The following is a 20,524-nucleotide window of genomic DNA, read 5'->3' as shown; positions in this document are numbered from 1 at the left end:
CCCTCGATTGTCTCGCCCGCGGGATTCGGCAGGTAGACTGGCCGCACGATCCCCCCGAGAACGGACGAACACCTATGTGGCAAGGCTTCACTGGTTGGCACGCGCTGATCATCCTCGTGGTCATCCTGCTGCTCTTCGGCGCGCCGAAGCTCCCGGCGCTCGCCCGCAGCCTCGGGCAGTCGATGAAGATCCTCAAGAGCGAGGTCCGTCCCGAGAAGGACGGTGCGGCGACTGACGCGGAGGCGGCCGACGGCACCACGTCGAGCACCACCGCGACGAGCACTCCGGCGACGTCCGACGTCGCGGGCGGCCAGGCCAAGACCGACGAGGCCGATACCGGCAAGAGCCGCTGACCCCGATGTCCGCGGTGAAGGATCGCGGGGAGAAGAACCGCGAGAAGCGGATGTCGCTGGGCGCGCATCTCATCGAGCTGCGCAAGCGCCTCTTCATCTCGGCCATCGCCATCGTCGTGGGCATGGCGCTCGGATGGTGGCTGACCGACGCCTTCGTCTGGCAGGCCATCCAGGAGCCGGTCGAGCGGGTCGCCGAGGCGCAGGGGAGCGACACGGCGATCATCTTCCCGACGATCTCGAGCGCGTTCGACCTGCGCCTGCAGATCGCGTTCACGCTCGGCATCGTGATCTCGGCCCCCGTCTGGCTCTACCAGATCTTCGCGTTCCTCGTGCCCGGGCTCAACACGCGTGAGCGCAAGTTCACCCTGGCGTTCTTCGCCACCGCGATCCCGCTCTTCTTCGCCGGCTGCGCGGCCGGGTGGTTCGTGCTGCCGAACATCGTGAAGCTCATGACGAGCTTCGTGCCCGACGGCGCCGAGTCCCTGCTCACGGCGAAGGAGTACATCGACTTCGTCCTGAAGCTCGTCGTGGCGATCGGCATCGCGTTCGTCGTGCCGGTGTTCATCGTCCTGCTGAACTTCGCGGGCATCATCAGCGCGAAGGCGATCATCAAGTCGTGGCGCATCGCGATCCTCGTGATCGTGCTGTTCACGGCCATCGCGACCCCCTCGGCCGACATCATCTCGATGTTCATGCTCGCGATCCCGATGATCGCGCTGTACTTCGGCGCGTGGTTCATCGCGCACCTGCACGACCGCCGTGTCGAGCGCCGCAACCGCGTGGAGTTCGGAGCCGCTGTCTAGGCTGGAGGGGTGGAGACCCTTTCCCCGGCCGAGCGGTACGCGATCTCGCGCGAGCAGCGCCGCAAGCCCCGCCTCGCCGAGTTCGCCTCACGACTGAAGTTCGACCTCGACCCCTTCCAGCAGGCCGCGTGCGCCGCGCTCGACGAGGGCCGCAGCGTCCTTGTCGCCGCGCCGACGGGCGCCGGCAAGACCGTGGTCGCCGAGTTCGCGGTGTTCCTCGCCATGCAGGAGCCGAAGGCGAAGGTCTTCTACACGACCCCGATCAAGGCGCTCAGCAACCAGAAGTTCCAAGAGCTCGCCGACGAGTGGGGCGCCGACCAGGTGGGCCTGCTCACGGGTGACACGAACGTGAACTCGGGTGCGCGCATCGTGGTGATGACCACCGAGGTGCTGCGGAACATGCTCTACGCCGACTCGCCGCTGCTCGACCGCCTCGCCTACGTCGTGATGGACGAGGTGCACTACCTCGCCGATCGGTTCCGCGGCGCGGTGTGGGAGGAGGTCATCATCCACCTCCCCGAGGCGGTGCGACTCGTCTCGCTCTCGGCGACCGTGTCGAACGCCGAGGAGTTCGGCGACTGGCTGCAGGCCGTGCGCGGAGACACCGACGTGATCGTCTCCGAGGAGCGCCCCGTGCCGCTCGAGCAGCACGTGCTCGTGAAGGGCAAGCTCCTCGACCTGTTCGACTCGTCGGGCCTCGCGGCCACGAATCGGGTCAATCCCGAGCTGCAGCGCCTGGCGCGCACCGGCGGACGGTCGATCTCGTCGCGCTCCGCGCGCGGGCGACGCGGGAGCGACCGGGGCCGGTTCCACCAGCAGGGGCAGCCGAGCGGGCGGATCGAGCGTCCCGACGTCGTCGACCTGCTGCACGGCAAGCACCTGCTCCCCGCCATCGTGTTCATCTTCTCGCGGGCTGGTTGCGACCAGGCCGTCCGCCAGGTGCTCCGCTCCGGCATCCGACTCACCGACGCCGAGGAGCGCGACGAGATCCGCGCCATCGTCGAGGAGCGGGCCCGGATGCTGCGCGACGAGGACCTCGCCGTGCTCGGGTACTGGGACTGGATCGAGGGCCTCCAGCGCGGCGTCGCGGCGCACCACGCCGGGATGCTGCCCGCCTTCAAGGAGGTCGTGGAGGAGCTGTTCCAGCTGAAGCTCCTGAAGGTGGTCTTCGCCACCGAGACGCTCGCGCTCGGCGTCAACATGCCCGCCCGGTCGGTCGTGCTCGAGAAGCTCGAGAAGTTCAACGGCGAGGCGCGCGTGCCGATCACGCCGGGGGAGTACACCCAGCTCACGGGCCGCGCCGGACGGCGCGGCATCGACGTCGAGGGCCACTCCGTGATCCAGTGGGCCGACGGGCTCGACCCCGAGGCGGTCGCCGCGCTCGCGTCGCGTCGCAGCTACCCGCTGAACTCGAGCTTCAAGCCGACCTACAACATGGCCGTCAACCTCATCGACCAGTTCGGGCGCGACCGCACGCGCCAGATCCTGGAGCTGTCGTTCGCGCAGTTCCAGGCCGACCGCGCGGTCGTCGACCTCGCGCGCACCCTCCGCAAGCAGGAGGAGTCGATGGCGGGCTACGAGGAGGCCATGCGGTGCCACCTCGGCGACTTCGCGGAGTACGCCGCGATCCGGCGGCGGATCGGCGAGCTCGAGCGCCAGTCGTCGAAGGGCAACCCGACGCACGCGCAGCGCGAGCGGATGCAGCGCGAGCTCGTCGCGGTGCGCAAGCAGCTGCGGGCGCATCCGTGCCACGGCTGCGCCGAGCGCGAGCAGCATGCGCGCTGGGCCGAGCGGTGGTGGCGCCTCAAGCAGGAGCACGACCAGCTCTCGCGGCAGATCCGCACCCGCACCGGCCAGGTCGCGAAGCGGTTCGACCGCGTGACCGAGGTGCTCGAGCAGCTCGGCTACCTCGAGCGCGACGCGAACGGATCGCTCGTCTCGACGTCGGCGGGTCGCATCCTGAAGCGCATCTACGGCGAACGCGACCTGCTCGTCGCCGAGTGCCTGCGGCAGGGGCTGTGGGACGGCCTCGACGTGCCGTCGATCGCCGCGATGGCGGCGGCGCTCGTCTACGAGCCGCGGCGCGACGACCGCGGCGTCGACTACCGGATGCCCCGCGGCCGATTCCGTGCGGCGTTCGAGGCGACCACCGACGTGTGGAGCCGACTCGACGACCTCGAACGCGACCACCGGCTCACGGGGAGCGACCAGCCGTCGCCCGCACTGGCCCTCGCCATGCACGCCTGGGCGGGCGGGGCGGGCCTCGGCACCGTGCTCGCCGAAACCGAGCTGGCGGCCGGCGACTTCGTGCGCCTGACCAAGCAGGTGGTCGACCTGCTCGACCAGGTCTCGATCGTCGCCGACGCCGAGCTCGGCGCGACCGCGCGGGCGGCGATCGACGCCGTGCGGCGCGGCGTGGTGGCCTACGGGTCGGTCGCGTGAACGCCGGGAATCGTCGCCTAGGCTGATCTGGTGCCCGAGAACGACCCGCGTCCGCTGCTGCCGTTGTGGGTCGCACTCCTCGCGGCGATCGCCGGCGGGCTGGTGTACGACCTCGGATTCCCGGGCGCCGGCATCTGGCCGCTCGCCTTCGTCGGCATCGGGCTCGCACTCGTCAGCCTGATCGGCCGCAGCGGATGGTCGGCCGCGCTGGTCGGCTTCGCCTTCGGCGTGGCGTTCTACCTGCAGCAGGTGTCGTGGACGGCGCTGTACCTGGGGCCCGTGCCCTGGCTCGCCCTGTCGATCTTCGAATCGTTCTTCGTCGCGGGCGGCGCCGTGCTCATCACGCTCGCGTACCGCTGGGTGCCGCGGGCCAGCTCGTCGCGGTGGGTGCGGCTCATCTGGCTCCCGCTGCTCGTGGCGGGCCTCTGGTGCGTGCGCGAGGCGGCGACGGGCACCCTGCCGTACGGCGGATTCCCGTGGGGGCGTGCCGCGCAGAGCCAGTCGGAGAGCCCGTTCGCCGACGTGGTGTCGTGGGTCGGGTCGACGGGCCTCTCGTTCATCATGGTCGCGCTCGTCGCCGGCGTCATCGAGTGGGTTCGCCTCCGTGGGTGGCAGGACCTGCGCTCGGCTGTCCCGGTCGCTGCGCTGGCGCTCGTGGCGCTCCTCGTGCCGGCGTGGCCGACGACCACGACCGGGGAGCTCCGCGTGGCGAGCGTGCAGGGCAACGGCCCAGCGGGGTACTTCGACGAGCGCGAACCCGGCGACGTGCTGGAGGCGCAGCTCGAGGCGACGGAGCCGATCCTCGACCAGCCTGACATCGACGTGCTGCTCTGGCCCGAGGGTGGGTCGGACATCGACCCGACGCGCAGCCCCGACGTCGCCGACATCTTCGACGACCTCAGCGAGCAGCTCGACGCGCCCCTCGTGCTCAACACGGTGACCACGAACGGCGCGGAGTTCTTCAACACCTCCCTGCTCTGGCGCGCCGACGAGGGCGCGGTCGCGAGCTACGACAAGCGCAACCCGGTGCCGTTCGGCGAGTACATCCCCGACCGCTGGTTCTACGACGCGATCGCGGGCGACCTGACGGGGCTCATCCAGCGCGGCTACACCCCGGGCACGAATCCGCCGGTGTTCGACCTCGGCGACGCGGTGACGGGCCTGGCGATCTGCTTCGACGTGATCTACGACGAGCTCATCTGGGAGGGCGCGCGCGATGGCGCCGACCTCTACATGTTCCAGACGAACAACGCCGACTTCCGCGGCACCGACGAGAACCAGCAACAGCTGGCGATCGCGCGCCTGCGCGCCATCGAGACGGGCCGGTCGGTCGTGAACATCTCCACGGTGGGCACGAGCCAGGTGATCGATCCGACCGGCCGCACCATCGACGCGCTGCCGGCCTACGAGCCGGGCGCCATGGTCACCGACGTGGAGTTGCGCGAGGGCCTCACACCCTCAGTCGTGCTCGGCGGCGCGGTCCCGCTGCTCATCGTCGCCGGATCGCTCGGCGGACTCATCGCCGCAGGCGTGATCGCACGACGTTCACGTCGCGACGTCGTCGAGGAGGGCGACGGCGAGGGCTAGGCGCCGATCTTCTGTTGGCCGCGACGGGCTCGCAGGTAGGCGAGGCGCTCCTCGAGGAGCTCCTCGAGCTCGGCGCGGGTGCGGCGCTCGAGCAGCATGTCCCAGTGGGTACGGGCGACCTTCTCGCCCGAGCGATCGATCTCGACCGGCTTCGAGTCCACGAGCAGGGTCGCGGCGGCGCCGCAGTAGCGGCACTCCCAGCTCTCGGGGAGCTCCGCCTCGGTCGAGAAGGTCATCACGGTCTCGCGACCGCACGCCTCGCAGCGGTAGGTGTAGTCGGCACGGTCGGCGAAGACCACGCCGTCCTCACTCTGCAGGCTCTGGGCGCCGATACGCATGCCCCGAAGGCTCCGGTCCGCCATGGCGTACTCCTCTCGATCGTCTACCTGTATAAACGACCAAGCTGGGCATTCCCTTGCCACCGACTGGGGGATTGCCGGGGAATTCTCAGGTACGCGCCTCGACGAGGGGAAGGGCGAGGTCGGCGCGGTCGGTCACGAGCCCGTCGACGCCGAGATCGAGCAGTCGCGTCATGATCGCGGGGTCGTTCACGGTCCACACGTGCACCTCGAGGCCGGCGCGGTGCGCGCGCTCCACGAAGGCGCGCGTGACCACTCGCAACGGTCCGACGCGTTCGGGCACCTGCAGCGCCACGGCACCGCGCACCGCCCAGGCGAGCGCCGCGGGGCCGAAGGGTGCGGCGAACAGCGAGCGGATGACCCCGGCACGGCCGGGAGAGCTCACGGCGTCGACGACGAGGCGCGCCGCGCGGCGCCGCCGGCCGTCGGTGAAGCTCGTGAGCAGCACACGCGGCCCCGCTCCCGTGCGCTGGAGCACGTCGACGGTGGGTGCGAGCGCGCCCTCCACCTTGATGTCGATGTTGAACCTCGTCTGCGGGAAGGCGTCGAGCGCCTCCTCGAGGGGGCAGTACGCCTGGCCGTGCCCGAGATCGATCCGGCGCAGTTCGTCCATCGTGAGGTCGGATACCCGGAGGTCGTGTCCGGCGACGCGCCGCAGGCTCGGGTCGTGCGAGATCACGGCGACGCCGTCGTGCGACACGTGCACGTCGGTCTCGAGGTACGACGCCCCGATCTCGACCGCCTTCGAGAACGCCAGCATCGTGTTCTCGGGTGCATCGAGTGCGAGCCCGCGGTGCGCGAGCACCCGCGGCGCGGGCGGATCGAGGTAGGTCGAGGCCACGCGGCTCAGGGTTGTTCGGGCGACGGCGCACCCGGCGGCCGGGTCGTCGCGGCATCCGTCGACCTGGTCGGTGCGGCGTCCGTCGGCGCTGCCGGCGGCGTGAACGCCTTGCCGATGCCCTTCAGCGCCTCGGTGAGCTCGCTGGGGATGATCCAGAGCTTGTTCGAGGCGCCCTCGGCGAGCTGCGGCAGCATCTGCAGGTACTGGTAGCCGAGCAGCTTCGGGTCGGGGTCGCCCTTGTGGATGGCGTCGAACACCGTGAGGATCGCCTCCGCCTCGCCCTGCGCGCGGAGCACGGCGGCCTTCGCGTCGCCCTCTGCCTGGAGGATCGCCGCCTGCCGCGCGCCCTCCGCCGTGAGGATCTGCGACTGCTTGGTGCCCTCCGCGGTGAGGATGAGCGCGCGGCGGTCGCGCTCGGCACGCATCTGCTTCTCCATCGAGTCCTGGATGGAAAGCGGCGGGTCGATCGCCTTCAGCTCGACGCGCGAGACGCGGATGCCCCACTTGCCGGTGGCCTCGTCGAGCACGACGCGCAGCTGGCCGTTGATGTTGTCGCGGGAGGTGAGTGCCTCTTCGAGGTTCAGCCCGCCGACGACGTTGCGCAGCGTCGTCGTGGTGAGCTGCTCGACGGCGCCGAGGTAGTTCGCGATCTCGTAGGTCGCGGCCCGCGCGTCGGTGACCTGGAAGTAGACCACGGTGTCGATCGAGACGACGAGGTTGTCCTCGGTGATCACGGGCTGCGGCGGGAACGACACCACCTGCTCGCGCATGTCGACGAGCGGACGCAGCCGGTCGATGAAGGGCACCAGCACGTTGAGGCCGGGCATGAGCGTCTTGTGGTAGCGGCCGAGCCGCTCGACGATGCCCGCGTAGGCCTGCGGGATGATGCGGATCGACTTCGCCAGCACGACGATGACGAAGATGACGATCGCCAGGACGACGACCGCGATGATGATGGTGCCGGAGTCGATCACTGCGGGGTGCTCCTCTCAACGGGCACGACGACGGCCGTCGCACCATCGATGCCCGTGACGAGCACGCGCTCGCCCACGGCGACATCCGTCTGCTCGGTGATGGGGGAGAGGCGGGCCGTCCACACCTCGCCGTTCTGGAGGCGGACCTGGCCACCCGCGGGTGTCACCGTGCGCACGACCGCGCCGTCGGCGCCGATGAGCGCGTCGATGTTGCTGCGCGCGGGATCGCCGCCGCGCCTGAGCAGCCGCAGCAGCGATGGTCGAAGGGTCAGGATGAGCGCGACGGCGACGACCGCGGCGATGATGAACTGCGCCCACCACGGGATGCCGAACAGCCCCGAGAGCAGGCCGGCGACGCTGCCGAGCGCGAGCATGAGGAACGTCATCTCGAGCGTGAAGACCTCGATGGTCGCGAACACGAGGATCAGGACGAGCCAGACGATCCATGCGTACTGCGTCAGCACATCCAAGTCATGGTCTCCTTCGCACGCGTCCCCGCTTCGAAACTAGCAGGGCGGATGCCGCGACGGGTGAGTTGATAGTCTCGGTTCGGCGCATCGCCAGGACCCATCGGTCCGTCCCAGAAAGCCACGAGGAGTCCCCGCCGTGACCAACCCACTCGCCCCCGGATCGCTCGACGGTCGCGTCGCCCTCGTCACGGGCTCGTCGCGCGGGATCGGCGCCGACACGGCCCGCTACCTCGCGGCGGCCGGCGCCGCCGTGGTCGTCAACTACCGCAGCAAGGCGCCGCGCGCCGAGAAGGTCGTCGCCGAGATCGCCGAGGCCGGCGGCCGGGCGATCGCCGTGGGCGCCGACCTCACCGACCCGGCGTCCGTGGCCGAGATGTTCGAGCGCACCGTCGCCGAGCTCGGTCCCATCGACATCCTCGTGCTCAACGCGTCGGGCGGCATGGAGTCGGGCATGGGCGAGGACTACGCCATGCGGCTCAACCGCGACGCGCAGGTCAACGTCGTCGAGGGCGCACTGCCGCACCTCGCCGAGGGCGCGCGCATCGTCTTCGTCACGAGCCACCAGGCGCACTTCATCCGCACGACGCCGACGATGCCCGAGTACGAGCCCGTCGCGCTCTCGAAGCGCGCCGGCGAGGACGCGCTGCGGGCGAAGCTGCCCGAGTTCGCGGCATCCGGCATCGAGTTCGTGGTCGTGTCGGGCGACATGATCGAGGGCACCATCACCGCCACGCTGCTCGAGCGCGCCAACCCCGGCGCGATCGCCGCGCGCCGCGAGGACGCGGGTCGGCTCTACAACGTCTCGGAGTTCGCCGCGGAGGTCGCGGCCGCCGTCGCCGAGCCGATCCCGGCCGGCAACACCCGCTACGTCGGCGACACCTCGGGGTTCGCGCCCGAGGCCTGAGCCGCACGACACGATGAAGGCCGGTCGCGGAGCGCTGTGCGCTCCGGACCGGCCTTCATCGTCGGATGCCGCGGCGCTACGCCGTCGCGGCCGCTCCGCCCGCGCCACGACCGAACGTGAACGCGCGCACGATCTGGATGATGCCGAGCACGATCAGCGCGATACCCGCGATGACGAACAGCACGACGGCGCCCCAGAGCGGCGAGAACAGCACGATGATGCCGGCCACGACGCTCAGGATGCCGAAGAAGATCGTCCACCCGCGCGACGGCGAGTCGCCCGACTGGACGAGCGCCACGACGCCCTCGACGATCCACAGGATTCCGATCAGGATGCCGAGGAACACGGCCAGGGCCGCCGCCGCCGTCTGGACGTTGAACAGGGCGATGACGCCACCGATGAGGAACAGCAGGCCGAGGATGATGTCGAGCGTCCTGGCGCCGCCCGAGATGCCCTTGGAGAAGATGCCGAGGCCCAGGTAGGCGAGGCCCGCGATGACGAAGTAGATGGCCAGGATGACCGTGAGCACGAGCGCCGAGTTCTTCGGCCAGAACGTGATGAGGATGCCCACGATGAGGGCGATGACCCCGCTGATGCCGAGGGTCGCGCGGACGGTGTTGATGGCGGACTTCGACAGGTTCGCTGAGTCGAGCGAGAAGGCGGCGAAGACCGTACTGGACTGCGGCGTCGACATGGGATGTCCTTTCTGAGGCGACGACTGAGGGGCGTTGCAAGGGTCAGGCTATGCCTCGCCGGTGCCTGAGTGTCGGATGTGAGTGCGCGCGTCCTCCCGTGTCGTCGCGTGACGGGGAGTAGCGATCAGCCGAGCCCGCGCGGCTCCTCGTGCCCGTCGTGGTCGGTCACGGCGCCGCTGACCGGACGGCGCGACAGGTGCACGGCGCCCGCTTCGGGGCCCGTCGAGGTCGCCGCGTGCACGGCCTCGACCTCGTTCTCGACGGGGTACCCGGTGTGCAGCCGCACGGGCTCCCTGACGGCGCCGAGCCGCTTGGCGCGGCGCGACGCGGCGAGGAGGTTCAGCGCCTCGACGAAGATCGCGAACGCCATCGGGCCGTAGATGAGCGCCTTGTCGATCTTCACCCCGAAGCCGTCGGCGATGAGGAACACGCCGATGAGCAGGAGGAACGCGAGCGCGAGCATCTTGACGGTCGGGTGACGGTTGACGAACGTGAAGATGTAGCGCGCGGCGAACAGCATGAGGCCGAACGAGAGCACGACGACCGTGATGATGACGACGAGGTTCTCGGTCATGCCGACGGCCGTGATGACCGAGTCGAGCGAGAACACGAGGTCGAGCAGCAGGATCTGGAAGATCACCGAGCCGAACGTCGCGCGTGCGGCACCGCCCGCGCCGTGCTCCTCGACGCCCTCGAGCTTCTGGTGGATCTCGTGCACCGCCTTGTAGACGAGGAAGAGCCCGCCCGCGATGAGGATGAGGTCGCGTCCCGAGAAGCCGATGCCGGCGATCACGAACAGGTCGGCCTTCAGCGTGATGATCCAGCCGGCGAAGAGCACGAGCAGCACGCGCATGAGCATCGCCAGCGTGAGCCCGAGGTTGCGCGCCCGCGCCTGCTGCTCCACCGGCAGCTTCGACGCGAGGATCGAGATGAAGATCACGTTGTCGACGCCGAGCACCACCTCGAGGACGAACAGCGTGAGGAAGACGGCGAGCAGGTCGGGCGTGAACTCGAGGGAGAACTCCATCCTCCATGCCTAGCGGATGCCGGCGGGTCGACACCTCCACCGCGCGGATGAGCGGCGTCGCCGACGCGATCCGTCTCGGGTTCCGCGGCATCGTCACCGCGCGTTCGGTGCAGGAGGGCCGCGCCACCCACCGGGGACGGCACCGACGTGACCCAGCCGGCGGGTCCGCGACGGGTGGGCATGGTCGCCGGGGCGTGGCACGATCGAGGGGTGAACAGCAGTCCCGCCGACGAGCAGCGCCTGCGAGACCTCGCGCTGCTGCGGCGTGTCCGCGACCGCATGGACCGCGAGTACGCGAAGCCGCTCGATGTCGATGCGCTCGCCCGCGGCGTGAACATGTCGGCCGGGCACCTGAGCCGCGAGTTCAAGCGCGCCTATGGCGAATCGCCCTACAGCTACCTCATGACCCGGCGGATCGAGCGCGCGATGGCACTGCTCCAGCGCGGCGACCTGAGCGTCACCGAGGTGTGCTTCGAGGTCGGCTGCTCGTCGCTGGGCACGTTCAGCACCCGGTTCACCGAGCTCGTCGGCGTGCCGCCGAGCGTCTACCAGCGCGAGGCACGCCAGCCGATCGAGGGCGTGTCGTCCGTGATGGCGGGGGTGCCGTCGGTCATGGCGAAGCGGGTGGCGCGACCGGTCAGGAATCGAGAAGCGGCCGCCGAGCGGCGGCAGTAGCGTGGCGCACATGGACATCACGATTCAGTACACGTTCCTCCCGCACACGGATCCCGAGGCATCCCTCGGCTTCTATCGCGACGTCCTCGGGTTCGAGGTGCGCAACGACGTCGGATACGAAGGGATGCGGTGGATCACCGTCGGCCCGAGCGGCCAGCCGGGCACTTCAGTCGTGCTCTATCCGCCGACGGCCGACCCCGGCGTCACCGAAGACGAGGGACGCACGATCGCCGAGATGATGGCGAAGGGCACGTTCGCAAGCATCGTGCTCGCCACGGCCGACGTCGACGGCACGTTCGAGCAGGTGCAGGCCAGCGGCGCCGAGGTCGCCCAGGAGCCCATCGACCAGCCCTACGGCGTACGCGACTGCGCGTTCCGCGACCCCGCAGGCAACATGGTCAGGATCCAGGAGCCGCGCTGAGCACTGCCGGCTCCGACTCGAGGTCCTGCACGGACGCCGCCGTGCAGGACCTCCCGCATGCAACCGACCACGTCCCCCGCTTGGAGAACCGATGACGATCACGACCGACCACGCGACGAACGGGTCGCACGCGGCCGACGGCCACGACCTCATCCGCGTGCAGGGTGCGCGCGAGAACAACCTCAAGGACGTCAGCGTCGCCATTCCCAAGCGCCGGCTCACCGTGTTCACGGGCGTTTCGGGCTCAGGCAAGAGCTCCCTCGTGTTCGAGACCATCGCCGCGGAGTCGCAGCGCATGATCAACGAGACGTACAGCGCGTTCGTGCAGGGCTTCATGCCGAGCCTCTCCCGGCCAGACGTCGACGTGCTGGAGGGCCTGACGACGGCGATCATCGTCGACCAGGAGCGCATGGGCGCGAACGCCCGTTCCACGGTCGGCACGGTGACCGACGCGAACGCGCTGCTGCGCATCCTGTTCAGCCGCCTCGGGCGCCCGCACATCGGCTCGCCGCAGGCGTTCTCGTTCAACATCCCGACCGTTCAGGGGAGCGGCGCGATCACGGTGGAGGGCGGCGAGCAGAAGTCCATCGACTTCACCCAGCTCGGCGGCATGTGCCCCCGATGCGAGGGCATGGGGACGGTCTCCGACATCGACCTCGGCCAGCTCTTCGACGCGACGAAGTCGCTGAACCAGGGGGCGATCACGGTGCCCGGGTACACGGCCGACGGCTGGTCGACCCGCCTGTACGCGGAGTCCGGGTTCTTCGACGGCGACACCCCGGTCGAGCGGTTCACCGAGGCCGAGCTGCACGACTTCCTGTACAAGTCGCCGACGAAGGTGAAGATCAACGGCATCAACCTCACCTACGAGGGCCTCGTGCCCAAGGTGCAGAAGTCGATGCTCTCCAAGGACCTGGACGCCATGCAACCGCACATCCGCGCCTTCGTGGAGCGGGCGGTGACGTTCGCCGCCTGTCCCGAGTGCGGCGGCACGCGGCTCGCGGAGGGCGCCCGCTCCTCCAAGGTCGACGGCATCAGCATCGCCGACGCGTGCGCCATGCAGATCAGCGATCTCGCGGAGTGGGTGCGCGGCCTCGACCAGCCGACGGTCGCGCCGCTGCTCGCGAACCTGCAGCAGCTCATGGACTCGTTCGTCGAGATCGGGCTCGGCTACCTCTCGCTCGATCGCTCATCGGGCACGTTGTCGGGTGGCGAGGCGCAGCGCACGAAGATGATCCGGCACCTCGGGTCGTCGTTGACGGATGTCACGTACGTCTTCGACGAGCCGACGGTGGGGCTGCACCCGCACGACATCCAGCGCATGAACGACCTGCTCCGGCAGTTGCGCGACAAGGGGAACACCGTCCTCGTCGTCGAGCACAAGCCCGAGGCGATCGAGATCGCCGACCACGTGGTCGACCTCGGTCCGCACGCGGGCGCCGGCGGCGGCGAGATCGTGTTCGAGGGGACCGTCGACGAGTTGCGCCGAAGCGGCACGCTGACCGGCCGGCATCTCGACGACCGTGCCGCGCTCAAGCCCTCGGTCCGCACGCCGTCGGGCGCGCTCGAGGTGCGCGGTGCCGACGCCAACAACCTTCAGGGCGTCGACGTCGACATCCCGCTCGGCGTGCTCACGGTCGTGACCGGCGTCGCCGGCTCGGGCAAGAGCTCGCTCATCCATGGTTCCGTGTCGGGCCGCGAGGGCGTCGTCTCGATCGACCAGGGCGCCATCCGAGGGTCCCGCCGCAGCAATCCGGCCACCTACACGGGCATGCTCGAGCCGATCCGCAAGGCGTTCGCCAAGGCCAACGGCGTCAAGCCGGCGCTGTTCAGCGCGAACTCCGAGGGGGCGTGCCCGAACTGCAACGGCAACGGCGTCGTCTACACGGACCTCGGGCCTATGGCGACCGTCGCGTCGGTGTGCGAGGTGTGCGGCGGCAAGCGGTTCGACGCCTCGGTGCTCGACTACAAGCTCGGAGGCCGCGACATCAGCGAGGTGCTGGCCATGTCGGTGGACGAGGCGGAGGAGTTCTTCGGCGCGGGCGAGGCTCGGATCCCGGCTGCGCACACGATCCTGCAGCGGCTCGCCGATGTCGGGCTCGGCTACCTCACGATCGGGCAACCCCTCACGACCCTGTCGGGCGGGGAACGGCAGCGCCTGAAGCTCGCGGTGCACATGGGGGAGCAGGGCGGCGTCTACGTGCTCGACGAGCCGACGACCGGCCTGCACCTCGCGGATGTGGAGCAGTTGCTCGGCCTGCTCGACCGCCTCGTCGACGCCGGGAAGTCGGTGATCGTGATCGAGCACCACCAGGCGGTCATGGCGCACGCGGACTGGATCATCGACCTCGGGCCGGGCGCCGGTCACGACGGCGGGCGGATCGTGTTCGAGGGCACGCCGGCCGACCTCGTCGCCGCTCGTTCCACCCTGACCGGCGAGCACCTCGCCGACTACGTGGGCGCCTGACCCGACGCCCGACGCGCCGGCATGCGGCAGCCGAGGTGACACGCGAGGGAAGACAACGTCGCGAACTCGGAGCATACTGGCGGTCGGGCGCTGCCCGGGCGATCACGGGAGGGCCCTCACATCGGGGGAGGACGACGATGTCCAGGTATCGGAAACTGCTGGCGGTCGGAGCGGGGCTCGGGATGCTGTTCGCCGGAGCCGTCGCGGTACCGGCTGCGGCCGACCCGCCGAGCGATCCCGAGGTCATCCGGGTGCAGATCTACTCCGTTCGGTACGAGGGGCTCTGGGCCAACGCCCGGTTCAGCGGGGCGTGCCCGGCGGACTTCCCGTATCTCACCGACAAGAAGTTCTCGAACGACCGCATCCTTCCGCTGGGCGTGATCATCGACACGGCGTCCTCGGTCGCGACGCTCGTGGTCGCGACCTCGTCGGAGCGCCGGATCGAGGGGAGGAAGGAGTTCGTCGCCGTGAAGTCCATCGAGGGCTCCTTCACGAACTGGGCCATCGGCAGCGGAACATTCACCGTCACGCTCGAGTGCACGAGCAATTGGAAGAAGGCTCGGATCGAGGGGTCCGACCGCTGAGTCCGACGCGATCCGACCGTCGAGCGGTGGAGACGCGCATACGGTGGCGTGGGGCGCTCCTCGCGGTGGTGGCCGCATCCGCGGCTGTCGTCGGGTTGACCGGCGCCGTCCCGCAGCCGGGAGCGTCGATCCGCGTGACGCCGCGTGCGGTCGACGACCTCGTCAACGGCAACTGCTCGCTGGTGGAGGCGATCATCGCGGCGAACACCGATGCGGTGCGCGACGCGTGCCGAGCGGGGCACGGCGCCGACACGCTGCAGGCGGCGGGTACGTTCGTGCTCACCGAGGTGCCCGTCGGCTCGTCGAGCCGAACGGGCCTGCCCACCGTCACGAGCGAGCTCACCATCGTCAATGCCACGATCTCGAGGGCCCCGGATGCCGCGGCGTTCCGGATCGTCCACGTGGTGCGTGGGGGAGCGCTGACGATCGTGAACGGCAGCATCAGCGGCGGGAGTGCGGTCGACTGCCCCGATGGCGGTGCGGCGATCTGCGCCGGCGGCATCCTGAATTCGGGCACCGTGACCCTCGTCAACACCCGCGTCGTCGACAACACGGCGGCGGGCAGCGGCGCGATCGTCGGCGGCGCCGGCATCGTCAACGGCGGCACGGCGTCGCTCACCAACACCATCGTGAGCGACAACACCGCGACCGGTGACACCGCCGCGGTGGGCGGCGGCGTCACGAACAACACCGGGGCGACCCTGGCGCTCGTCAACAGCGCGGTCCGAGACAATTCGTCGGTCGGGCCGACAGGTGGTGTCGCCGTCGGCGGCGGCCTGGCGAACTTCGGGACGGCGAAGCTCACCACCAGCCGGGTGCAGCACAACACCGCGACCGCACCCGGTGGAACGGCCACCGGCGGCGGCATCTACCAGGAGAACGCGAACACGACGCTGCGACTGACGCGCGTCAGCGGGAACACGCCGGACGACTGCCGACCGGCGATCAGCTCGGTCTGCGACTGAGCAGCGTGTTCGGGGCCGTGATCTGGAGTGATCATGGGGAAGCGCTTGCCCAGTGGTTGGAGTCGGTGGGGGGAGTGGGCGGATCTATCGTGGGAGCCGTGACGAACTACGAGGTCCTGGAGATCGGCGGGCTCGACGACTGGCGCTCGCACTACGGCGGGTTCCGACCCGAGAGCTCGCGCGACGGCCGGCGCGTCGTCGACCACGAGCTCACGATGCAGTTCATCGGGCTGACGGCGAATGCGCTCGAACCCGGCGAGGAAGCCGGCTACTGGCATCGGCATGCCCACGTCGAGGAGCTGTACGTGTTCCTCGCCGGACATGGCCAGATGGGCCTCGACGACGACGTGGTCGACGTCGAGGCCGGGACGCTGGTGCGCGTCGGCCAAGGCGTCTGGCGCACGTGGCGATGTGCGCCCGACGGATCGGAGCTGCTGCGCTGGCTGTGCATCCGGGCGGGCGGCACGGAGCTGCCGGAATTCCCGGATGACTCGGAGCGGACCGTCGATCGCCCGATGCCGTGGTGAGGCGGCGCGCCGCACGCGCCGATAATGCACATTATGTCGGTTCGCCCCGCCAAAGCCCCTTCCCTCCTGAGCCTGTCCGGTCATCGAAGCACGGTGAGAGGAGGGCGGGATGCACCCGATTCTCACGTTCGCTGATCAGCTGCGGTTGATCGATGAACGGTCGGCCGCGTTCCACGCTGCAGTCGCCGCGGCACCCAGTCTCGATGTTCGGATGCCGACCCATCCCGAGCGGACGCTGTTCGATCACGTGCAACACGTGGGCATGGGTCGTCGCAAGGCAGCCGCCATCGTCACCGCCGGACCCGCGGACGCTCCACCGGACGAGTCCGCCTGGGGAGGCGGCACGGGTGCGCCTCGGGAGCGCGAGGCTCTCCTGGCCTGGTGGGTCGAGTCCGTCGAGCAGCTGGGGAGCGTGCTGCGCAAGGCGGGCCCGGATCGCGGTTGCTGGACATGGTGGGGAGATTCGCCGTCACCGCAGACCTCCGGGGCCTGGGCGCGGCGCCAGCTCCGCGAGATCGCAGTGCACACCTACGACGTCCAACTCACCGGTGGTGCCCCGCAGCCGATACCGGAGCGGATCGCCTTCGACGGTTTCGACGACTGCCAGTTCATCCTCTGCGCGACGACGGTCCCCTGGCCGCACGACCCCGCCATCGTCGAGTACCACGCCGCCGAGGGCCGCTCCTGGCGCCTCCGGCTGTCGCAGGACGGCGCACAGGTCGCCCACCTCACGCCGCTGCCGGCGGTGACCCCGACTCGGCCGACGTCACTGCCTGGGGCACGGCCAGCGACCTGGTCCTGTTCTTCTACGGCCGCATACCGCTGGATTCGCTGGAGTTCGAAGGCGAGCGTCGTATCTTCGATCAGCTCGCTGCCTGGGATCCGTCCGTGTGACAGCCGACGACATCCGATCCGATCACGCCCTGGATGGAACTGCTGCTCGTCCGCTCCCCTCCGTGCTGAGCACGCGGTAGCGGAGATGGGTCTCGCCGGCGAACGCGGAGGTCTCGAGGCGCTCCAGGTCGATGCGCTGACCCAGGCCGGCGAACAGCGAGATACCGCCGCCGAGCAGGATCGGCACGATGTCGAGGTGGAGCTCGTCGACGAGTCCGCGTTCGAGGCACTGCCTCGAGATGCTGCCGCCCAGGAGGCTGACCCACTTGTCCCCCGCCGCCGCCTTGGCGGACTCGACCGCCTGCACGATGTCGTCGACCACGAACGTGTACGTGATGCCGTCCCGCTCCACGGGATCGTGCGCACTCCGGGTCATGAGGAACACCGGAACCTTCAGCATTCCCCCGTACGGCACCTCGCCGTCCTCGATGGTCTGCGTCCGGTTCGCTCCCCCGACCACCGCGCCGATCTCGTCCATGACCCGCCGTACGACCACTTCGTCCTCGGGAGCCGCCGGAATGTCGAACATCCAGTCGATCCCCCCATCCGCGTCGGCCATGAAGCCGTCCAGGGTCACGGTCGCGTGAACGATGACGCGTGCCATCACCCCTCCTTCCGTAATGGTGAGTCAGGTGACTCACCATTCCTGACTCTACCGAGCGTTTCGTGGTGAGTCAACCGACTCACCTCATGGCAGACTTGATCCATGTCACCTGAACCCTCGGCCTACCATCGACGGATCGCTGCGGCGAACCGCGTGGCGATCCTCGACGCGGCCGCGGACCTGTTCCTCGAGTCGGGCTACGACCGGACCTCGCTGGCGCGGGTCGCGGAGCGTGCGGGAATCTCCAAGGCGACGCTGTTCAAGCAATTCCCGACGAAGGCGGCCCTGTTCGAGGCGACGGTGCTCGCTGCTGGCGACTCGCCCGACGAGACGATCGAGCTCCCGCCACCCGGAGCCTTCCATGCGGGTCTCGTCATGCTGGGCCGCGCGTATGCGGAGCTGCTGTCGAGGCCCCGCATGTCCGAGCTGATCCGGACCGTGATCGCCGAGTCACCGAGGTTCCCCGAGCTGCGCGCGCGCACATTCGACTTCGGAACCCTTCCCGTCCTCGCGGCGCTCGGTCGCTACTTCCGTGCGGAGAACGCTGCGGGAACCGCACAGGTGGATGACCCGGACATGGCGGCGACGCAGTTCCTCGGCATGATCGCCACCGTCGTCTTCTGGCCTCGCCTGGTGCACGTCGGTTGGTCGCTCACCCAGGCGGAGACCCAGCGGGTGGTGGACGAAGCGGCTCGGACGATGGTCGCGCGCTACGCCACGCCGGTTTCTCCGTAGGCCCCGACGCATCGACGGAGCACCGCGATCCCGTCAGCTCGCGGGGTCAGCGCCTGAGCGCCAGAACTCGGTCACGCGCTCAGCGAGGGCCCGACCCTGGTCGTATCCGGCTCGTGCAGCGGGCGGGCGCAGCGTCGGATCCATCCCATTCGCGCCGAACAGGTGCTCGGCTTCGCGGTCGGGGACGATCGTCTCGACACCGCTCCCCCGTGCGCGCAGCTCGTCGAGTTGCGTCGCGAGATGCGTGCCCCAGGATGCCGGCACCAGCGACCTGCCACCGAACGGCGACAAGACGAGCACCCGTGCGCATCCGCTCGCCAGGTCCGCATTCTCCGCGTTGGATCGGAAGCCGCCGTCGATGTACGCATGCCCGCCGACCCGGTAGGTGGCGCCGCTGGAGCAGCTGGCGGCCACGGCATCCACGAGGTCGATGCCGCTGTCGCGATCGAACACGATCGGTTCGCCGGTCTCGGCATCCACCGCCGTGATCAGGATGCGTCGACGGGGCCACTCGGGACTGGGCAGGCGTGAGGCGACGGTCGCGCGCCACTGCGCCTGCCGGGCTCCGGGCGACGCTGCCTCCAGCTCGAGCGCCCTCGCCCCCACCCTGCGACGCAGGTCGGCCTGATCCTCGGCGGAGGCGATGAGCGCACGCATGCGCTCGAGGTGATCCGCCACGGACCCGGCTGCGCTGCGTCCTCGGTCCGGTTCGCTCGGACCGGTCCGTGGCCGGACATCGACGGCGAGGACGGCGGCGAGCAGTTCGGTCGGCGTCGCACCCGCGAACTGGGCCCCGTCCAATCCCTGGCGCCTTCGTCCAGGCCCATCGATGGTCGCCGTGCTGGACCGCTCCCCCGACTTCAGCACCGCGACCTGCGAGCTGTGGCTGCCCGTGGAGCGCGACGAATAGACCGACTCCGTCGGCGACCCGGCATCCGACTACGCGCGCTCCGCCTCCGCTTCCTCGCGCGCCTCGCGCTGGGCCTCGCGTTCCGCCTCCTTGCGGGCCTGTCGCTCCTCGTACTTCTCGAGCCGGCGCCCGGTCGCGGGCATGCCGAACTCGTTGAGCGGTCCGTTCGAGAGCGGCTCGGGCAGCCGTTCGTCGGTCGGGCACTCCATGATGACGTTGCCGTTCGTCTCCTCGAACGCATGCTCGGAGATCGGGCGGCCGCACACCGGGCACGGACGGGAGCGCAGCTCCTGCTCGTCGGCCGGCGGTGAGTCGTCGACGAGCGGTGTCGTCGTGAATATGGGCTCGAGCGCATTGTCGACTCGGACGAAGAATCTGGAGAAGGCGTTGCCGTCGCCTGGGCGACCCGCCGCGTCGCGTGTCATGGGCCCGATGGTACGCCCGCTCCCCCGAGGCACGCCAGCATCCGCGCCGGCTCGTAGGGTGGTGGCATGCACACGGATGCCACGAACCGCCCGGTCACGATCGTCACGGGCGGCAGCCGTGGGATCGGGGCCGCAATCGCCGAACGGCTCGCCGCCGACGGCCACGACCTCGTGCTCACCTACCGCGACCGCGCTCAGGACGCCGAGGCCGTGCAGCGCGTCTGCGAGGCATCCGGCGCCCGAGTGCTGCTGCTCCAGGTCGACCTCGCCGACCTGGATGCCGCGGCCACCGTGGTGCCCGCGGCCGTCGTGCACTTCGGGGCCGTCAGCGGCCTCGTGAACAACGCGGGCATCACCGGCCGCATCGGCGGGTTCCTCGACGGGTCGATCGACGAGTCGGAGCTCGTGTTCCGGATCAACGTGCTCGCCCCGATCGTGCTGACGCGGGCGGCGATCGCCCACATGGCCACCGATCGCGGCGGCGCGGGCGGCTCGATCGTCAACATCTCGTCGGGCGCCGCGACCACGGGCGCGCCGAACACCTACATCCCCTATTCCATGAGCAAGGCCGCGCTCAACGCCCTCACGACCGGCGCGTCGAAGGAGTTCGGACCGGTCGGCGTGCGCGTCAACACGGTCTCCCCCGGCACCACGCGCACCGAGATCCACGCGGCCGCCGGGCGTCCGAACGCGCCCGACGAACGTGCGCCCGGCATCCCGATGCGCCGCCCTGGCGAAGTGCACGAGGTGGCCGGCGCGGTCGCCTACCTGCTGTCGTCGGATGCCTCGTACACCTCGGGCGCCGACATCAGGGTCGCCGGCGGCAACTGAGCAGAGAACGATCGTTCTTTTTCGCGCGACG

At 69.9% G+C, this 20,524-nt stretch carries 22 protein-coding genes and 2 pseudogenes; 15 read left to right on the top strand and 9 right to left on the bottom strand.

Annotated elements, in window-relative coordinates:
• Positions 1 to 74: 74 nt before the first annotated feature.
• The 4 genes from tatA to lnt are packed head-to-tail and all read left to right on the top strand — an operon-like array spanning position 75 to position 5,185.
• Positions 75 to 353 carry a Sec-independent protein translocase subunit TatA gene (tatA, locus tag ACWEOH_RS15475; protein WP_148735001.1) on the top strand — a complete coding sequence of 93 codons (279 nt, stop codon included), beginning with the start codon at positions 75 to 77 and terminating at the stop codon, positions 351 to 353.
• A 50-nt stretch (positions 354 to 403) separates the two neighbouring features.
• The gene (gene tatC / locus ACWEOH_RS15470; RefSeq protein ID WP_452033894.1) at positions 404 to 1,156 is read left to right on the top strand and encodes a twin-arginine translocase subunit TatC; all 753 of its coding nucleotides are present in this window, start codon (positions 404 to 406) and stop codon (positions 1,154 to 1,156) included.
• A gap of 9 nt (positions 1,157 to 1,165) precedes the next feature.
• Positions 1,166 to 3,598 carry a DEAD/DEAH box helicase gene (locus ACWEOH_RS15465; RefSeq protein WP_452032468.1) on the top strand — a complete coding sequence of 811 codons (2,433 nt, stop codon included), beginning with the start codon at positions 1,166 to 1,168 and terminating at the stop codon, positions 3,596 to 3,598.
• 30 nt (positions 3,599 to 3,628) lie between these two features.
• Positions 3,629 to 5,185, top strand: coding sequence for an apolipoprotein N-acyltransferase (lnt, locus tag ACWEOH_RS15460; RefSeq protein WP_452032466.1), 1,557 nt, complete (start codon positions 3,629 to 3,631; stop codon positions 5,183 to 5,185).
• Here lnt and ACWEOH_RS15455 read toward each other — a convergent pair.
• From ACWEOH_RS15455 to ACWEOH_RS15440, 4 genes are all read right to left on the bottom strand, one after another.
• Positions 5,182 to 5,547, bottom strand: coding sequence for an RNA polymerase-binding protein RbpA (locus ACWEOH_RS15455; RefSeq protein ID WP_452032464.1), 366 nt, complete (start codon positions 5,545 to 5,547; stop codon positions 5,182 to 5,184). The genes lnt and ACWEOH_RS15455 overlap by 4 nt on opposite strands.
• Before the next feature lie 85 nt (positions 5,548 to 5,632).
• Positions 5,633 to 6,385 carry a glycerophosphodiester phosphodiesterase family protein gene (locus ACWEOH_RS15450; protein WP_452032462.1) on the bottom strand — a complete coding sequence of 251 codons (753 nt, stop codon included), beginning with the start codon at positions 6,383 to 6,385 and terminating at the stop codon, positions 5,633 to 5,635.
• 5 nt (positions 6,386 to 6,390) lie between these two features.
• Positions 6,391 to 7,359, bottom strand: coding sequence for an SPFH domain-containing protein (locus tag ACWEOH_RS15445; protein WP_452032461.1), 969 nt, complete (start codon positions 7,357 to 7,359; stop codon positions 6,391 to 6,393).
• Positions 7,356 to 7,823: an NfeD family protein gene (locus tag ACWEOH_RS15440; protein ID WP_452033892.1), complete on the bottom strand. Its 468-nt coding sequence runs from the start codon at positions 7,821 to 7,823 to the stop codon at positions 7,356 to 7,358. The genes ACWEOH_RS15445 and ACWEOH_RS15440 overlap by 4 nt, the downstream gene beginning before the upstream one ends.
• A 142-nt stretch (positions 7,824 to 7,965) precedes the next feature.
• On the opposite strand from ACWEOH_RS15440, the gene ACWEOH_RS15435 reads away from it, so the two are divergent.
• Entirely contained in the window at positions 7,966 to 8,733 is a 768-nt protein-coding gene (locus ACWEOH_RS15435; RefSeq protein ID WP_452032460.1) for an SDR family oxidoreductase, read from the top strand.
• Between the two features lie 76 nt (positions 8,734 to 8,809).
• Here the strand turns inward: ACWEOH_RS15435 and ACWEOH_RS15430 are convergent, their stop codons facing one another.
• Together ACWEOH_RS15430 and ACWEOH_RS15425 are read right to left on the bottom strand one after the other, a co-directional pair.
• Entirely contained in the window at positions 8,810 to 9,427 is a 618-nt protein-coding gene (locus tag ACWEOH_RS15430) for an HdeD family acid-resistance protein (protein ID WP_148735009.1), read from the bottom strand.
• A 125-nt stretch (positions 9,428 to 9,552) separates the two neighbouring features.
• On the bottom strand, positions 9,553 to 10,455 hold the full coding sequence (locus ACWEOH_RS15425; protein ID WP_452032459.1) for a TerC family protein: 903 nt from the start codon (positions 10,453 to 10,455) through the stop codon (positions 9,553 to 9,555).
• Positions 10,456 to 10,635: 180 nt separating this feature from the next.
• Between ACWEOH_RS15425 and ACWEOH_RS15420 the strand changes: the two genes are divergently transcribed.
• The 7 genes and pseudogenes from ACWEOH_RS15420 to ACWEOH_RS15390 all read left to right on the top strand — a co-directional run.
• The gene (locus tag ACWEOH_RS15420; RefSeq protein ID WP_452033890.1) at positions 10,636 to 11,130 is read left to right on the top strand and encodes a helix-turn-helix transcriptional regulator; all 495 of its coding nucleotides are present in this window, start codon (positions 10,636 to 10,638) and stop codon (positions 11,128 to 11,130) included.
• Between the two features lie 10 nt (positions 11,131 to 11,140).
• Positions 11,141 to 11,551: a VOC family protein gene (locus tag ACWEOH_RS15415; RefSeq protein WP_148735012.1), complete on the top strand. Its 411-nt coding sequence runs from the start codon at positions 11,141 to 11,143 to the stop codon at positions 11,549 to 11,551.
• A gap of 91 nt (positions 11,552 to 11,642) precedes the next feature.
• On the top strand, positions 11,643 to 14,018 hold the full coding sequence (locus ACWEOH_RS15410) for an ATP-binding cassette domain-containing protein (RefSeq protein ID WP_452032458.1): 2,376 nt from the start codon (positions 11,643 to 11,645) through the stop codon (positions 14,016 to 14,018).
• A gap of 137 nt (positions 14,019 to 14,155) precedes the next feature.
• Entirely contained in the window at positions 14,156 to 14,602 is a 447-nt protein-coding gene (locus ACWEOH_RS15405) for a hypothetical protein (RefSeq protein WP_452032456.1), read from the top strand.
• 26 nt (positions 14,603 to 14,628) lie between these two features.
• Complete coding sequence (locus ACWEOH_RS15400; protein WP_452032454.1) at positions 14,629 to 15,567, top strand: hypothetical protein; 939 nt, start codon at positions 14,629 to 14,631, stop codon at positions 15,565 to 15,567.
• A 98-nt stretch (positions 15,568 to 15,665) separates the two neighbouring features.
• Positions 15,666 to 16,094: a cupin domain-containing protein gene (locus tag ACWEOH_RS15395; RefSeq protein ID WP_452032452.1), complete on the top strand. Its 429-nt coding sequence runs from the start codon at positions 15,666 to 15,668 to the stop codon at positions 16,092 to 16,094.
• Positions 16,095 to 16,203: 109 nt separating this feature from the next.
• Positions 16,204 to 16,755, top strand: a pseudogene (locus tag ACWEOH_RS15390) (maleylpyruvate isomerase N-terminal domain-containing protein); the annotation flags it as partial.
• A gap of 255 nt (positions 16,756 to 17,010) precedes the next feature.
• Here the strand turns inward: ACWEOH_RS15390 and ACWEOH_RS15385 are convergent.
• The gene (locus ACWEOH_RS15385; RefSeq protein WP_452032450.1) at positions 17,011 to 17,592 is read right to left on the bottom strand and encodes a dihydrofolate reductase family protein; all 582 of its coding nucleotides are present in this window, start codon (positions 17,590 to 17,592) and stop codon (positions 17,011 to 17,013) included.
• Between the two features lie 102 nt (positions 17,593 to 17,694).
• Here ACWEOH_RS15385 and ACWEOH_RS15380 point away from each other — a divergent pair, with 102 nt between their 5' ends.
• Positions 17,695 to 18,327, top strand: a complete 633-nt coding sequence (locus tag ACWEOH_RS15380) for a TetR/AcrR family transcriptional regulator (RefSeq protein ID WP_452032448.1) — start codon at positions 17,695 to 17,697, stop codon at positions 18,325 to 18,327.
• A 33-nt stretch (positions 18,328 to 18,360) separates the two neighbouring features.
• Here ACWEOH_RS15380 and ACWEOH_RS15375 read toward each other — a convergent pair whose 3' ends face one another.
• Complete coding sequence (locus ACWEOH_RS15375; protein WP_452032446.1) at positions 18,361 to 19,005, bottom strand: patatin-like phospholipase family protein; 645 nt, start codon at positions 19,003 to 19,005, stop codon at positions 18,361 to 18,363.
• Positions 19,006 to 19,108: 103 nt separating this feature from the next.
• On the opposite strand from ACWEOH_RS15375, the pseudogene ACWEOH_RS15370 reads away from it, so the two are divergent.
• Positions 19,109 to 19,237: pseudogene (locus ACWEOH_RS15370) on the top strand (AraC family transcriptional regulator); the annotation flags it as partial.
• Between the two features lie 29 nt (positions 19,238 to 19,266).
• Here the strand turns inward: ACWEOH_RS15370 and ACWEOH_RS15365 are convergent.
• The gene (locus ACWEOH_RS15365) at positions 19,267 to 19,662 is read right to left on the bottom strand and encodes a hypothetical protein (protein WP_452032444.1); all 396 of its coding nucleotides are present in this window, start codon (positions 19,660 to 19,662) and stop codon (positions 19,267 to 19,269) included.
• A gap of 66 nt (positions 19,663 to 19,728) precedes the next feature.
• Here ACWEOH_RS15365 and ACWEOH_RS15360 point away from each other — a divergent pair, with 66 nt between their 5' ends.
• A complete protein-coding gene (locus ACWEOH_RS15360; protein WP_452032442.1) occupies positions 19,729 to 20,493 on the top strand; it encodes an SDR family NAD(P)-dependent oxidoreductase in 765 nt (254 codons plus the stop codon).
• Positions 20,494 to 20,524: the final 31 nt, after the last annotated feature.

This window comes from Agromyces sp. NPDC004153 (assembly GCF_053603635.1).
Note: the sequence above shows the minus strand (reverse complement) of the source record. Positions and strands in the feature narration are given on the sequence as shown.

Coding starts and splice junctions, on each gene's coding strand:
- ACWEOH_RS15385 (WP_452032450.1), bottom strand. CDS start 17,592: ATGGCACGCGTCATCGTTCACGCGACCGTGACCCTGGACGGCTTCATG.
- ACWEOH_RS15430 (WP_148735009.1), bottom strand. CDS start 9,427: ATGTCGACGCCGCAGTCCAGTACGGTCTTCGCCGCCTTCTCGCTCGAC.
- ACWEOH_RS15380 (WP_452032448.1), top strand. CDS start 17,695: ATGTCACCTGAACCCTCGGCCTACCATCGACGGATCGCTGCGGCGAAC.
- ACWEOH_RS15420 (WP_452033890.1), top strand. CDS start 10,636: ATGGTCGCCGGGGCGTGGCACGATCGAGGGGTGAACAGCAGTCCCGCC.
- ACWEOH_RS15415 (WP_148735012.1), top strand. CDS start 11,141: ATGGACATCACGATTCAGTACACGTTCCTCCCGCACACGGATCCCGAG.
- ACWEOH_RS15455 (WP_452032464.1), bottom strand. CDS start 5,547: ATGGCGGACCGGAGCCTTCGGGGCATGCGTATCGGCGCCCAGAGCCTG.
- ACWEOH_RS15425 (WP_452032459.1), bottom strand. CDS start 10,455: ATGGAGTTCTCCCTCGAGTTCACGCCCGACCTGCTCGCCGTCTTCCTC.
- ACWEOH_RS15360 (WP_452032442.1), top strand. CDS start 19,729: ATGCACACGGATGCCACGAACCGCCCGGTCACGATCGTCACGGGCGGC.
- tatA (WP_148735001.1), top strand. CDS start 75: ATGTGGCAAGGCTTCACTGGTTGGCACGCGCTGATCATCCTCGTGGTC.
- ACWEOH_RS15365 (WP_452032444.1), bottom strand. CDS start 19,662: ATGACACGCGACGCGGCGGGTCGCCCAGGCGACGGCAACGCCTTCTCC.
- tatC (WP_452033894.1), top strand. CDS start 404: ATGTCGCTGGGCGCGCATCTCATCGAGCTGCGCAAGCGCCTCTTCATC.
- ACWEOH_RS15405 (WP_452032456.1), top strand. CDS start 14,156: ATGTCCAGGTATCGGAAACTGCTGGCGGTCGGAGCGGGGCTCGGGATG.
- ACWEOH_RS15410 (WP_452032458.1), top strand. CDS start 11,643: ATGACGATCACGACCGACCACGCGACGAACGGGTCGCACGCGGCCGAC.